The 13,437-nt window shown below is 72.7% G+C and carries 12 protein-coding genes; 5 read left to right on the top strand and 7 right to left on the bottom strand.

Annotation, left to right across the window (positions count from 1 at the left end; genetic code table 11):
- Positions 1–96 precede the first annotated feature (96 nt).
- Together CLT71_RS12775 and CLT71_RS12770 are read left to right on the top strand one after the other, a co-directional pair.
- Entirely contained in the window at positions 97–1,146 is a 1,050-nt protein-coding gene (locus CLT71_RS12775; protein ID WP_486483230.1) for an ATP-binding protein, read from the top strand.
- 102 nt (positions 1,147–1,248) lie between these two features.
- Entirely contained in the window at positions 1,249–1,641 is a 393-nt protein-coding gene (locus tag CLT71_RS12770; RefSeq protein ID WP_101367290.1) for an SCO5389 family protein, read from the top strand.
- Between the two features lie 121 nt (positions 1,642–1,762).
- On the opposite strand, the gene CLT71_RS12765 is transcribed toward CLT71_RS12770, so the two are convergent.
- Complete coding sequence (locus CLT71_RS12765) at positions 1,763–2,326, bottom strand: dihydrofolate reductase family protein (RefSeq protein WP_158242221.1); 564 nt, start codon at positions 2,324–2,326, stop codon at positions 1,763–1,765.
- Between the two features lie 108 nt (positions 2,327–2,434).
- Between CLT71_RS12765 and CLT71_RS12760 the strand changes: the two genes are divergently transcribed.
- The gene (locus tag CLT71_RS12760) at positions 2,435–3,037 is read left to right on the top strand and encodes a TetR/AcrR family transcriptional regulator (RefSeq protein ID WP_101367288.1); all 603 of its coding nucleotides are present in this window, start codon (positions 2,435–2,437) and stop codon (positions 3,035–3,037) included.
- Between the two features lie 28 nt (positions 3,038–3,065).
- On the opposite strand, the gene CLT71_RS12755 is transcribed toward CLT71_RS12760, so the two are convergent.
- The 3 genes from CLT71_RS12755 to lpdA all read right to left on the bottom strand — a co-directional run bounded on the left by CLT71_RS12755 (position 3,066) and on the right by lpdA (position 7,511).
- Positions 3,066–3,968 carry a TIGR01777 family oxidoreductase gene (locus tag CLT71_RS12755; protein ID WP_101367287.1) on the bottom strand — a complete coding sequence of 301 codons (903 nt, stop codon included), beginning with the start codon at positions 3,966–3,968 and terminating at the stop codon, positions 3,066–3,068.
- A 188-nt stretch (positions 3,969–4,156) separates the two neighbouring features.
- The gene (gene sucB / locus CLT71_RS12750) at positions 4,157–6,049 is read right to left on the bottom strand and encodes a 2-oxoglutarate dehydrogenase, E2 component, dihydrolipoamide succinyltransferase (RefSeq protein WP_101367286.1); all 1,893 of its coding nucleotides are present in this window, start codon (positions 6,047–6,049) and stop codon (positions 4,157–4,159) included.
- A gap of 73 nt (positions 6,050–6,122) precedes the next feature.
- The gene (lpdA, locus tag CLT71_RS12745) at positions 6,123–7,511 is read right to left on the bottom strand and encodes a dihydrolipoyl dehydrogenase (RefSeq protein WP_101367285.1); all 1,389 of its coding nucleotides are present in this window, start codon (positions 7,509–7,511) and stop codon (positions 6,123–6,125) included.
- A 267-nt stretch (positions 7,512–7,778) separates the two neighbouring features.
- Between lpdA and CLT71_RS12740 the strand changes: the two genes are divergently transcribed.
- A complete protein-coding gene (locus CLT71_RS12740) occupies positions 7,779–8,117 on the top strand; it encodes a hypothetical protein (RefSeq protein ID WP_101367284.1) in 339 nt (112 codons plus the stop codon).
- A 111-nt stretch (positions 8,118–8,228) separates the two neighbouring features.
- Here the strand turns inward: CLT71_RS12740 and CLT71_RS12735 are convergent, their stop codons facing one another.
- Positions 8,229–9,812 (bottom strand): leucyl aminopeptidase, encoded by a 1,584-nt coding sequence (locus tag CLT71_RS12735; RefSeq protein WP_101367283.1) that lies wholly within the window; start codon positions 9,810–9,812, stop codon positions 8,229–8,231.
- Positions 9,813–9,977: 165 nt separating this feature from the next.
- On the opposite strand from CLT71_RS12735, the gene gcvT reads away from it, so the two are divergent.
- On the top strand, positions 9,978–11,165 hold the full coding sequence (gene gcvT / locus CLT71_RS12730) for a glycine cleavage system aminomethyltransferase GcvT (RefSeq protein WP_101367282.1): 1,188 nt from the start codon (positions 9,978–9,980) through the stop codon (positions 11,163–11,165).
- Between the two features lie 94 nt (positions 11,166–11,259).
- Here the strand turns inward: gcvT and CLT71_RS12725 are convergent, their stop codons facing one another.
- Both CLT71_RS12725 and CLT71_RS12720 read right to left on the bottom strand, forming a co-directional pair.
- Positions 11,260–12,552: a DUF2314 domain-containing protein gene (locus CLT71_RS12725; RefSeq protein ID WP_101367281.1), complete on the bottom strand. Its 1,293-nt coding sequence runs from the start codon at positions 12,550–12,552 to the stop codon at positions 11,260–11,262.
- Between the two features lie 83 nt (positions 12,553–12,635).
- Positions 12,636–13,406 (bottom strand): adenosylcobinamide-GDP ribazoletransferase, encoded by a 771-nt coding sequence (locus tag CLT71_RS12720; RefSeq protein ID WP_101371403.1) that lies wholly within the window; start codon positions 13,404–13,406, stop codon positions 12,636–12,638.
- Positions 13,407–13,437 lie beyond the last annotated feature (31 nt).

The raw sequence follows: 13,437 nt of genomic DNA, 5'->3' as shown, positions 1-13,437 counted from the left end.
GGCTCGACACGCCGAGGAAGCGGGCCGCTTGACGAGTCTGATGGAAATGATTTCCAATTGGATTAACGTCGCAGAGTGCACCGGAGGAGCCGTACCGTGAAAATCTCGTTCGTCGGCAAGGGCGGTAGCGGCAAGACGACCCTGGCCGCCCTCTTCGCCCGGCACCTCGCCGCGCCCGACCCGCCCGGCGGCGCTCCGCCGCCGCTGCTCGCCATCGACGCCGACATCAACCAGCACCTCGGGACCGCGCTCGGCGCCAGCGAGGCGGAGGCGGCCCGGCTGCCGACGCTCGGCGACCACCTGCCGCAGATCAAGGAGTACCTGCGCGGCCAGAATCCCCGGATCTCCTCGGCCGCGGTGATGGTCAAGACCACCCCGCCCGGCCGTGGCTCCCGACTGCTGCCGGTCGACGGCGACAACCCGATCTACGCGGCGGTGGTCCGCGAGGTGTCCGGTGTCCGGCTCGCGGTGACCGGCCCGTTCGGCGCCGACGACCTCGGGGTCTCCTGCTACCACGCCCGGGTCGGCGCGGTGGAACTGCTGCTCAACCACATGATCGACGGCCCCGGAGAGTACGTGGTGGTGGACATGACAGCCGGGGCCGACTCGTTCGCCTCCGGGCTGTTCACCCGGTTCGACGCGACGTTCCTGGTCTGCGAGCCGACCCTGCGCAGCGTCGGCGTCTACCGGCAGTACGCCGGCTACGCCCGGGAGTACGGCATCCGGGTGCACGTGGTCGGCAACAAGGTCGACGACCAGGCTGACGTGGAGTTCCTGCGCCAGCACGTCGGTGCCGACCTGCTCACCTGGCTCACCCGCTCGGACTACGTGCGTGACGCGGAACGGGGCGTACCGGCACCGCTGCACGCCCTGGAGCCGGCCAACCGGGCCGCGCTCGACCTGCTCCGGAGCACCGTGGACGCGCAGGTGCAGGACTGGGCGACATTCCAGCGGCACGCGGTGGAGTTCCACCTGCGCAACGCGGCCGCCTGGGCGAACGACCGGACCGGCGAGGACCTGGCCGGCCAGGTGGACCCCGACTACCTGCCCGGCCCACAGGCGGTGGCCCGCCCACAGGCGGTGGCGGGTTCAGCGGCGGTGACTGGATCGCAGGCGGTGGCCGGGGCACCTGCGGTGGTTCGCTGACCGCCCCGGTGGCCGGCACCCCGATCGGTGCCGGTCGCGATGTGCCGCCGGTCCGGGCCAGCCAGTCCGGGCCGGGTCGAATCCACGACAGGAGGAGAAAAGATGTCCCTGGAGGTACCCGCCGCACTGTTGGAGCGGGCCGAGGCGGGCCGGGTCGACGACGAGGAGTTCGTCGACTGTGTCCGGCGGTCCCTGCCGTACGCCTGGGCGGTGGTCGCCGAGGTGTCCACCCGGGTTCACGCGAGCACCGCCGACTACGCCGACCATGCCGTACCGCCGCCGAGCGAGGCGGAGCGGGGTCAACTGCTCCGCGCACTGGCCAGCGACGCCATCCGGAGTGGGCTGGAACGCCACTTCGGGGTACGCCTGGCGTTCCAGAACTGCCACCGGGTGGCCGCGTTCCGGCCGGGGGCGGTGGGCGGTACGACGTACCAGCGGTTCGTCTCGCCGCTCGCCCAGATCCGCAACCAGTCGCCGGAGTTGCGTGACTGCTGAGTGCGCGGTGCGGGGCCGGCCGGCTGTCCGGTCGGCCCCGCACCGGCTCCGGTCCGGCGACAGCGGTTCGTCTGCGGCGACAGCGGTTCGTCGGGAAGGGCCCGAGGTGGGGCGCGACCGGTCAGCTGTCGGTGGCCACCGGCTCGTACGTCAGCAGAAGCGCACCCGATGTGAACTGCCGGGTGCCCGTCAGCCGCAGGTTGGTGCGCGGGTACCGACCGTCGAACAGGCGCGTGCCGCCGCCGAGCAGCACCGGGTTGACGATGATGCGGTACTCGTCGATGACGCCCAGCCCGGCGGCGGCGCTCGCGGCTCGACCGCCCGCGAAGAGCGCGATGTCCCGGCTGCTCTGCTGCTTCAGCCTGGCTATCGCGTCGGCGGGGTCGTGGTTGAGGATGTGGGAGTTGTGCCAGTCGCTGTGCCGGAGGGTGCGTGACAGCGCGTACTTGGGCAGTTCCCGCATCCGGCGCACCTGGACCGGCGAGGCTTCCGGGCCGGCATTCGGCCAGTAGCTCGCCAACTCCTCGAAGGCCACCCGCCCGAACACCATGCCATCGATGTCGTTGAGCAGGTCATCGAGGTACCGCTGGAACTCCTCGTCCGAGAAGTGCCAGTCGATCTCGCCGTCGGCGTCGTTGATGTAGCCATCCAATGACACGTTGATGTGCAGAAACAGTCGTCCCACGGGTGCTCTCCAGCGGATCGGGGTTATTTTTGGTCATGTGACCAAGAAGTTGCCCTCAAGCTAGCTCTTCTTGGACGAGCGGTCAAGAAATGACGTAGCATCTGCGTCATGGCGCGCACGGGTCGACCCCGCTCCTTCGATGACACGCAGGTCACCGAACGCGCCAAGGAGGTCTTCTGGCGGCGCGGATATGCCGGCACGTCGATGCGGGTGCTCAGGGACGAGTTGGGTGTCCTGCCCGGCAGCCTGCACGGAGCCTTCGGCGACAAGCACACGTTCTTCCTACGGGCGCTAGAGCAGTACGCCGAGGATGTGCGGGAGACTGCCGCAGCGGTCCGGGCGGACGGGCCGGCGCTGTCGGGCGTACGTCAGTTGCTCATCGAGGTGCTCGACGCGGCACAGTCCACGCCGGGACGCGGCTGCATGCTCGGCAACACGGCTGCGGAAGTGCTACCCGAGGACGAGGAGGCTGGCCGGATCGTCCGGCGGGCATTCGGTGAACTGGAGGCCGGCCTCGAGGAGGCGCTGATCAACGCACAGCGGGCCGGCGAGGTCCGTACCGATGTGGACTGCGGCGCTCACGCTCGGCTGCTGCTCGCACTCATGCAGGGACTGCACGTCGTCGCCCGGGCGGAACGCGAGCCGCGCCGGCTGCTCGATGCCGTCGACGCGGCTCTCGCACCCATCATGACGTCCTCCGGCAGGCCGTGAAACCAGCTGCCACCCGGGCCAGGCCAGCTCAGCGGTCGGCCAACGCCGCCTCCAGCGCGCTGGGCAGGTCGGGATGCCGAAAGACGAAACCGGCCCGGTTCAGCACCCCGGGCAGTACCCGCAGGCTGCGCAGTGGCTCGATCGACATCTCACCGAGCAGGATGCGCAGCGCGATCCCGGGTACCGGCATCACGGTCGGTCGGTGCAGCGCCCGGCCCAACTCCCGGGTGAACTCCGCATTCGTCGCCGGCGCCGGCCCGACCACGTTGACCGGCCCGGCGATGTCCTCTCGCTCCAGCAGGAACGTCATCGCGGCCAGCCAGTCCGCCATCGAGATCCACGGAATCCACTGCCGCCCGCTGCCGAACTTGCCCCCGATGCCGAGCCGGTACGGCAGCAGTTGCGGCTTGAGCAGTCCGCCGGTGTGCTCCAGTGGCAGTCCGATGCGCAGGCGTACCACCCGTACCCCGGCCTGCTCGGCCGGTGCGGTCGCCGCCTCCCAGACCCGGCACAGATCGGCCATGAAGCCGTCGCCGGGCGGCTCGTCCTCCTCGACCGGGCGGTCGCCGGTGTCGCCGTACCAGCCGATCGCCGAGCCGTTCAGCAGCGCCCGGGGACGCTGCTCGGCCGGCAGTGCGGCGATGGCCCGAGCAAGTGTGGTGGTGGTGTCGACCCGGCTGGCCCGGAGCACCTCCTTGAAGCGGGGAGTCCAGCGCTGGTCGCCGATGTTGGCGCCGGCCAGGTTGATCACCGCGTCGACGCCGGCCAGGCTCGTCGGGTCGAGCTGACCGGCGGCAGGATCCCAGCGCACCTCGTCCGGGCCCTGCGCCGGGCGCCGGACCAGCCGGACGACGTCGTGGTCCGTTGCCCGGAGCCGCTCGATCAGATGGGTGCCGAGCCAACCGGACGAGCCGGCGATCAGGATACGCATCCCTGTATCTTCGCCCATCCCGTCTGGATCGGCCGGAAGCGGCTCTGCGGCTCCCCCGGACCGGCGGGTGGGGCGGGGGCGCGAACGGCGGGTGGGGCGGGGGCGCTAACGGCGGGTGGGGCGAGGGCCGTAAACGGCGGTGGGGCGCCCGGCCGACGGCCGGGCGCCCCACCGGGACACTGCTTCGGTCAGGAGAGCCCGAGTTCCGCCTCGAACTGGGCGGCCTCCAGCCGCTCCTTGACCGCGGTCAGGAACCGGGCGGCATCCGCACCGTCGACCAGCCGGTGGTCGTAGGAGAGCGCCAGGTAGACCATCGAGCGCGGCGCGATCACCTCGCCGAGCTGCGGGTCGTTGACCACCATCGGACGCTTGACCACCGCGCCGGTACCGAGCATCGCCGACTGCGGCGCCGGCACGATCGGCGTGTCGAAGAGCGCACCCCGGCTGCCGGTGTTGGTCAGCGTGAAGGTGGCCCCGGCGATCTCGTCCGGGCTGATCTTGTTGGTACGGGTCCGCTCGGCGAGGTCGGCGACCCGGCGGGCGATCCCGGCCAGGTTCAGGTCACCCGCGTTGTGGATCACCGGCACCATCAGGCCGCGCTCGGTGTCGACGGCGATACCCAGGTGCTCCGCCTCCGGATAGGTGATCGTCCCCGCTTCGAGGTCCATCCGGGCGTTGACCACCGGGTAGGTCTGCAACGCCTCGACGGCGGCCAGCGCGAAGAACGGCAGGAACGACAGCTTGACCCCGTGCCGCTGGAGGAACGTCTCCTTCGCCCTGGCCCGCAGCCGGGCCACCTTGGTGACGTCCACCTCGACGACCGTGGTGAGCTGCGCCATCTCGTGCAGCGACTCCTGCATCCGCTTGGCGATGACCGCACGGATCCGGGGGAGCTTCTGCGTGCTGCCCCGCAGCGGGCTCGGTGCCGCCTTCGGGGCCGGTGCGGCGGCCTCCGGGGCCGGCTGGGCGGCCGGGGCCTGCGCAGCCGCCCGGGCCCGCTCCGCCGCTTCGAGTACGTCCTGCTTGCGGATCCGGCCACCGACCCCGGTACCGCTGACGGTGGAGAGGTCGACGCCCTGGTCGCTGGCGAGCTTACGCACCAGCGGGGTGACGTATCCGGCACCGTTCTGACCGGAGGGTGCCGGAGCCGGCGCGCCGGTCCGGGTACCCGTCGGTGCGGGCTGTGCCGCCCGCTCGGTCCGGGCGGGCTGCTCGGACCGCTCGGTCTCCGGCGCCGGGGTCTGGTAGGACGCACCGGCCGCCGGGGCCGACTCCTCCTTCGCCGCCGGCTTGGCGGGCTCCGGCTCGGGGGCCGGCTTCGCCGCCTCCGGAGCCGGCTCCGCTGCTTCGGGGGCCGGCTTCGCCGGTTCGGCGGCCGGGGCGGCACCGCCGGCCTCGCCGATCACCGCCAGGTCGGCACCGACCGGCGCGGTCTCGTCCTGGCCGACTCGGATCTCCAGCAGGGTGCCGGCGACCGGGGACGGGATCTCGGTGTCCACCTTGTCGGTGGAGACCTCGACCAGCGGCTCGTCGGCCTCGACGGTGTCGCCGATCTCCTTCAGCCAGCGGGTCACCGTGCCCTCGGTGACGCTCTCGCCCAGTGCCGGCATCTTGAGGACGGTGCCCGAGTCGCCGGCCGGCGCGGTCTGCGCCGCCACCGTCTCCGGCTCGGCCTGCTCCTGCTGGCCGTCCTGCTCCTCGGCCGGCGCCGCTGCCTCGGCGGGCGCCTGCTCCGCCTCGGGCTGCTCCGCCTCGGGCTGCTCCGGCTCGGCCTGCTCCGGCTCGGCCTGCTCCGCCTCGGCCTGCTCAGGCTGGGCCGGGCGGGCCTCGCCGCCCGCCTCACCGTCGCCGTCGATCACCGCCAGCTCGCTGCCGACCTCGGCGGTCTCGTCCTCGCTCACCACGATCCGGGCCAGCACGCCGGCCGCCGGGGAGGGGATCTCGGTGTCGACCTTGTCGGTGGAAACCTCGAGCAGGGGCTCGTCGACCTCGACGCGGTCGCCCTCCTGCTTCAACCACCGGGTGACGGTGCCCTCAGTGACGCTCTCGCCCAGCCGGGGCATGGTGACCGATACCGGCATCTTCAAAGACTCCTTCGTGGCCTGTGCGATCCTGGCCCGGTTGGTGCCGGGCGCGGGCGCGGAGATTCTGTGGTCAGGCGTGTGTGTGCAGCGGCTTGCCGGCCAGGGCCAGGTGAGCCTCGCCGAGCGCCTCGCTCTGGGTGGGGTGGGCGTGGATGAGCTGCGCCACCTCGGCCGGGTACGCCTCCCAGTTGAAGATGAGCTGCGCCTCGCCGACCAGCTCGCCGACCCGGGCCCCCACCATGTGCAGGCCGACCACGGGACCGTCGTCGACCCGGACCAGCTTGACGAAGCCGGCGGTCTTGAGGATCTGGCTCTTGCCGTTGCCACCGAGGTTGTAGTTGTAGGTCTTCACCTTGTCGGCGCCGTACTGCTCCTTGGCCCGGGCCTCGGTGAGCCCGACCGAGGCCAGCTCCGGGTCGGAGTAGGTGACCCGGGGGATGCCGTTCTCGTCGATCACGGCGGGGTTGCGGCCGGCGATCTCCTCGGCCACGAAGATGCCCTGCTGGAAGCCCCGGTGCGCGAGCTGGAGGCCGGGCACGATGTCGCCGACCGCGTAGACGTTCGGCACTCCGGTACGCAGCCGCTCGTCAGTGATCACGAAGCCCCGGTCGAGCTTGACGCCCTGCTCCTCGTACCCGAGGTTGGCGGTGTTCGGGCCACGGCCGACCGCGACGAGCAGCAGCTCGGCCTCGAAGGTCTCGCCCCCCTCGATGGTGACCTTGACGCCCTTCTCGGTGTGCTCCACCTTCTCGAAGCGCTTGCCGGTCTTGAAGCCGATGCCGCGCTTGCGGAACGCCCGCTCCAGCGCCTTCGAGGACTCCTCGTCCTCGGCCGCCACCAGCCGGGGCAGCGCCTCGATGATCGTGACGTCGACGCCGAAGGACTTCCAGACGCTGGCGAACTCGACGCCGATCACGCCACCGCCGAGCACGATCGCCGAGGTCGGCACCCGGTCCAGGGTCAGCGCGTGGTCGCTGGTGATGACCCGCTCGCCGTCGACCTCCAGGCCGGGCAGGGTCCGGGCGTACGAGCCGGTGGCCAGGATGACGTTGCGGCCGGTGTAGCGGGCCCCGTTCACCTCGACGGTGTCGGCGGAGACGAGCTTGCCCTCGCCCTCGACCAGAGTGATCTTGGCGCCCTTGACCAACCCCTGCAGGCCCTTGTAGAGCCGCGAGATCACGCCGTCCTTGTACGAGTTGACGCCGGCCATGTCGATGCCGACCAGTTCGGCCTTGACGCCGAACTGCTCCGACTCGCGGGTCTGGTCGGCGATCTCCGCCGCGTGCAGCAGCGCCTTCGTGGGGATGCAGCCGTTGTGCAGGCAGGTGCCGCCGACCTTGCCCTTCTCGATCATCGCGACCGAGAGGTCCAGTTGGGCGGCACGCAGCGCCGCCGCGTAACCGCCGCTGCCACCTCCGAGGATGACGACATCGAACGTTCCGCCGTTCGGCTCGCTCACAGTTAACTCCCAGGTCGCGTCGCTGCTACGAGGGTGATGCCGGTCAATCGGGCATACCGCCACCCCGAGCCGGGTTCTCCGGCCGGTGTGGCGTGGACTTTCTCCGGAACTGACAGTAGGACCGGGGACCGCCCACCTCGGTCATCTTGTCACTAGTGCAACCGGGCCGCGTACCGAGGTGCCCAAGGACACGTCGTCGGGACGTACGCTTGCCGGAAGTCGCCAGTTTCGCCGCAGGGCGGCCGTGCCGGGGAGGAGAGGGTCGGGTTGGCCTGGTTTCGCCGACGGAAGAAGGCCGTTGTCACGGCGGGTGACCGTCCCGCCAACCGTGCGGATCTTGACCATCTTGAACAGTTCGTCCGGTCGAGGCGCGGGGTCGAGGCGTTCATCGAGCCCCGCACGACCGTGACCGAGACCACCGTCATGCTTATCGCACACGACGGCGAATGGACCCGGCGCCGGATCGACGGCCCGGACGGCGCCCGCCGGTTCGCCCACAAGCTGGCGATCCCGATCTACGACGTCCGGCTGGTCGGCTATCCGCAGCGGATGCGCGACTTCAACGAGCGCCGCAAGCGGCGCCCCACCGCCGACCCCACCGCCTGACCGTCGAACCGCCGCCGGCCCGCTGCCTGACCGCCGCCGCCTTCACCACCTGGCCGTCGAACCGCCGCCTGACCGCCGACCCCAGCTTCCGGGGTCGGCGGCCTACCGGCGTCAGTCGTTCGCGGCGATGTCGTCGACCAGCTCCAGCAGGGTACGCACCGGCACGCCGGTGCCGCCCTTGGTCCAGTACCCGGTCGGCTCGCCCGAGTGGTAGCTCGGCCCGGCGATGTCGATGTGCGCCCACGGCACCTCGTCGGCGACGAACTCGCGCAGGAAGACGCCGCCCTGGAGCATGTGACCGGCCCGGTCCATCGACGCGTTGACCTGGGAGATGTCGGCGACCTCGGAGTCCATTCCCTTGCGGACGTCGTCCGGCAGCGGCATCGGCCAGGCCGGCTCGCCGGCCGCGTCGCCGGCCCGCTGCACGCGCTGGCAGAGGTCGGTGCTGCCCATCACCCCGGCCACCCGCTTGCCCAGCGCCACCACCTGGCCGCCGGTCAGCGTGGAGGTCTCGACCAGGTAGTCACAGCCGTCCTCGCAGGCCCGGGCCATCGCGTCGCCGAGCACCATCCGACCTTCGGCGTCGGTGTTGAGCACCTCGACCCGCTTGCCGTTGTACATCGTCACCACGTCGCCCGGCCGGTAGGCGGTGCCCGACGGCATGTTCTCGGCCATCGGCAGGTACGCCGTCACCGCCACCGCCGGCTTCAGCTCGGCGACCGCCAGCATGGTGGCGGCGACCGCCGCCGCGCCCGCCATGTCGGACTTCATCTCCCACATGCCCTGGGCCGGCTTGATCGAGACACCCCCGGTGTCGAAGGTGATGCCCTTGCCGACCAGCGCGAGCCGCTTCACCGACCCGTTGGCACCGGCGGCGGCCGGGTCGTAGCTGAGCTTCACCAGCCGGGGCGGCGCCTCCGAGCCGAGCCCGACGGCCAGGATGCCGCCGTAGCCACCGGCGGCCAGCGCCTGCTCGTCGAGAACCTCGACGCCGAGCCCCGCCTCCCGGGCGGCGGCGGCCACCGAGTCGGCGAAGGAGGGCGGGCGCAGCTCGTTCGGCGCCGTGTTGACCCAGTCCCGGGTACGGGTGACCGCCCCGGCCACCACAACGGCCCGGGTGATCTCCGCCTGGGCCCGGTCGTCTCCGGCGTCCGGCACGTGCACCGCGATCGCGGCGACCGGCGGGCGTCGGGTCGGCTGCGGCCGGGTCTTGTAACCGGCGAACCGGTACGCCCCGAGCAGCGCACCCTCGGCGGTGGCGCGCAGCGCCGCCGGGGCGTCCTCGTCATCGGGCAGCGGAAGGGTCAGCGCGACCCGCTCGGCACCGGCCAGCGCCCGGACGGCCGAGGCGGCCGCCCGGCGCAGCGTCTCGGGTGCCGGGGCCGCGCCGGTCGGCTCCGAGCCGAGCCCGACGGCGACGACAAGCGGCGCGGTGACGGTGCCCAGGGTGGCCAGCTTGATCACCTCACCCGGGCCGCCGGTGGCGCCCAGCAGCGCCAGGGTCTCCGTCAGCCGGCCGTCGAACGCCGCGGCGATGCTCTCCGCGCCGGTCGCGAGGAGCAGAGCCCCGGCGGCGTCGGCGCCGGAACCCGGGTCGTCCGCCGGCTGGCTGTGCAACCCGATGACGACGGCATCGACGGCGAGTTCGGCGGGGTCTGTGTCGACCAGGCTGAGGCTGGTGCTGGGCGATGTCACTGCGCGGCTCCGGACGGGCGTGTGGCCGGCCGCCTGGTTGCGGCCGGGGCGTTGTGGTCTCCGGCGCAACCTACCCGCCGGACGAAGGGGCTGTCCCGCCGACGGTCTGCCGGAGGGGTCCCGCCGATGCTAACCATCAGCCGGATCGCAGGTAGGTTGCGACCCATGACCGACCCGACGCAGGTGACCGGCGAGACCCCGGAACCTTCCGCCGACGTACTCCGCCAGTCGCCGCTGCACGAGCGGCACGCCGCGCTCGGCGCCAAGTTCGCCGCCTTCGGCGGCTGGTCCATGCCGCTGGAGTACGCCGGGGGCGGAGTCCTCCGGGAGCACACCGCGGTACGTACCGGGGTGGGTGTGTTCGACGTCTCGCATCTCGGCAAGGCCCGGGTCACCGGCCCCGGGGCGGCCGACTTCGTCAACGACTGCCTCAGCAACGACCTCGGCCGGATCGGGCCGGGACGGGCGCAGTACACGCTCTGCTGTGACGAGGCCACCGGCGGCGTGGTGGACGACATCATCGCCTACCTGCACGGCCCCGAGCACGTGTTCCTGATCCCGAACGCCGCCAACACCGCCGAGGTGGTACGCCGGCTGCGCGCCGCCGCCCCGGACGGGGTCACCGTGACGAACGAGCACGAGGCGTACGCCGTACTGGCGGTGCAGGGGCCGCGCTCGGCCGAGCTGCTGGGCACCCTCGGACTGCCGACCGAACACGGCTACATGAGCTTCTCCACCGCCGAACTCGGCTTCTCCACCGCCGGGGCGCCCACCCCGGCCGGCGACCTGGTGTCGCTGGTGGTCTGCCGGACCGGTTACACCGGCGAGCACGGCTACGAACTGGTGGTACCGGCCGAGGCGGCGACAGTGGTCTGGGACGCGCTGCTGGCGGCCGGCGAGCCGTACGGGATCCGCGCCTGCGGGCTCGGCGCCCGGGACACCCTGCGTACCGAGATGGGCTACCCGCTGCACGGCCAGGACCTCTCCCCGGAGATCACGCCCGTGCAGGCCCGGGCGGGCTGGGCGGTCGGCTGGGACAAGCCGGCGTTCTGGGGGCGGGAGGCGCTGCTCGCCGAGAAGGCGGCCGGGCCGCGCCGCACCCTGTGGGGGCTGCTGGCGCTGGACCGGGGCATCCCGCGGCCGGGCATGACTGTGCTCTCCGCCGACGGCACGCCGGTCGGCACGGTCACCAGCGGCACCTTCTCGCCGACCCGGAAGGCCGGCATCGCCCTCGCCCTGCTGGACAGCGCCGCCGGGTTGGGCCAGGACGACGAGGTCGTGGTCGACGTCCGGGGCCGCCGCGCGACTATGCGGGTGGTCCGGCCGCCCTTCGTGCAGCCCTCGGTCAGGTAGCCGGGCCGCGCCGCCGACGGGGCCACGGCGGACGGCTGGGGTCAGCGCTGTGAACGGTCGCCGATCCCGGGTACGCGAGGGTCGGCTGGCCGGGTCAGCGCTGTGAGCGGTCGCCGGCGTCGAGTACGGCCTGCGTCCAGCCGCCCTCGATCACACCGCTGCCGTCCAGCAGGGCCCAGTCGACCACGTCGACGGCGTCCACCACGACCGGCCGGCCGACCCGGACCGCCGGATCGGCAGTGGCGTCGCTGGCGCTGGCCCCGATGATCCGGTCCGGTGTCGCCCACGAGGTCACCCCGGCCCAGACGAACTCGGGCCCCTCGTCGGTCGGCAGGCCGTACTTGACCAGCAGTTGGACCCCCTCGGGCAGGTTGCCGGCGAGGAACCGTTCCCGGATCCCGGGCAGCCCGTCCCGGGCGGTGGCGATCGCCCGGGCCATCGCGTCGTCCGGTCGGGCGTACCGGACGTCGGACTGGGCGGCGGCGCCGAAGAGGGCGGCGCAGACCGCGGCGAAGTACCGGCCGGCCGGGCCGGGGTGGCCGGCCGGCGGCAGCAGGGTCAGGAACGAGTCGGCGTCCGGGTCGGTCGCCGGGTCGAGTTCGAGCCGCAGCGCCGCCGGGCCGGTGGTGTCGTGCTGCTGCGGATTGCCGTACGCCACCGCGATGTCGTGCCCGGTGACCGAGGTGACCACCGGCAACTGGACGAAGGCCGGCACCTCGCTGTCGGAGAGCCCGTCGGTCCAGGCCCGGAGCAGTCGCCGGGCGGCACCGGTCATCACCGCGCCCCAGGCCCGGGTCAGGTGCGTCGGCACCCCCTGCGCCTGCAACTCCAGCAGCCCGAAGCGGCGCAGTCCCTTGGTGGTGAACCAGAGCCCGTCGTCGTCGGAGGAGTACGGCACCAGTACCCAGTCGATCAGGCGTACCCGACCCTCGGTGTCCGGCAGCGAGCGCAGCGCGGTGGCCGGGTCGAGGAACTGCAACGCGAAGACGTCCACCAGGTCCGCGTCGAGGGACTCGGCGACGGCGCAGGCGACGGTACGGGCCGCCCACTCGTGCGCGGGTGGCCAGCCGGGCCGGTAGCTGGCCTGCACCACCACCAGGTCGGTGGCGGCGTCCAGCCGGGCCAACTGGGTGTCGGTGGCCCCGAATGCGGTGAGCAGGTCCGGCGGCAGGTGCGGGAACTCGGCGATCGGCCGGGTGTCGACGGTCATCAGCGGGCTGTCCAGCATCTGCCGGGCCAGGTCGTGCACCGGTCCGGAGAGCCGGCCGCCGAGCGCCGCCACCGCCTCGGCCGGGGCCGGGTCGACCTGTCCGGTCGTGGGCACCAGGTAGGTCGCGGTCAACGACTCCGGGACCGGCACGGGCAGAAAATCGTCCGTGATGAGCATTACGTCCCCCGCTCGACCGCCTGTCGGCCTGTTACTCGTGCTGTCGTCCTTTTCGCGAACGCTACCCGCGAACGACTGTCCGGTCAGCCGGTCAGCACGACCCCGAGGTAGAACAGCGTGCCGCCGAGTTCGACGCTGGCGCCGAGCACGTCGCCGGTGATGCCGCCGACCCGGCGTACCACGTGCCGGACCAGCAGCAGCGTGCCGGACAGCGCCACGGCGACCGCCAGCGGCCCCTGCCAGGGGCGGTCCGGCACCGCCGGCACGGCGAGCAGGGCCACCCCGGCGGTGAGCCCGAGCAGTGCGGCCGGACCGACGGTGCCGGCGACGAGCGCGCCGAGTCCCTCCGGACGGGCCGCCGGGACACCACGCCGGCAGGCCCAACTCACCGCCAGCCGGCCGGTCGCGGCACCGGCGGCCAGCGCCGCGAGCAGCGCGGTCCACGGCCGGTCAGCCAGCGCCGCGAACGACGCGGCCTGAAGCAGGAGTACGAGGACCAGCGCGGTCACCCCGAACGGGCCGACGTCCGGCTGCCGCATGATCCGCAGCGCCGCCTCTCCGGAGCGGTACGAGCCGAGCGCGTCAACGGTGTCGGCCAGCCCGTCCAGGTGCAGTCCCCGGGTCAGCAGTGCCGCCGCGGCCACGGTCACCCCACCGGCGACCAGCGGCGGGGCGATCGCCCCCAGCCCGCCGAGCAGTCCGGCGAGGAGGACGCCGAGCAGCGCGCCGACCAGCGGGGCCAGGCTCATCGCCGTACCCGCGGTGGCGCGGTCGACCCGACCGGCCCGCAGCGGCGCGACGGTGAAGGTGGTCAGGGCCAGCCGGCCGCCGGCCGCGAACCGGCCCTCAGACACCTGGCGGCACGGTGGCGCCGCCGACCCGCCC

This window comes from Plantactinospora sp. CNZ320, assembly GCF_002846275.1.
This window is presented reverse-complemented; position numbering and strand designations above follow the sequence as displayed.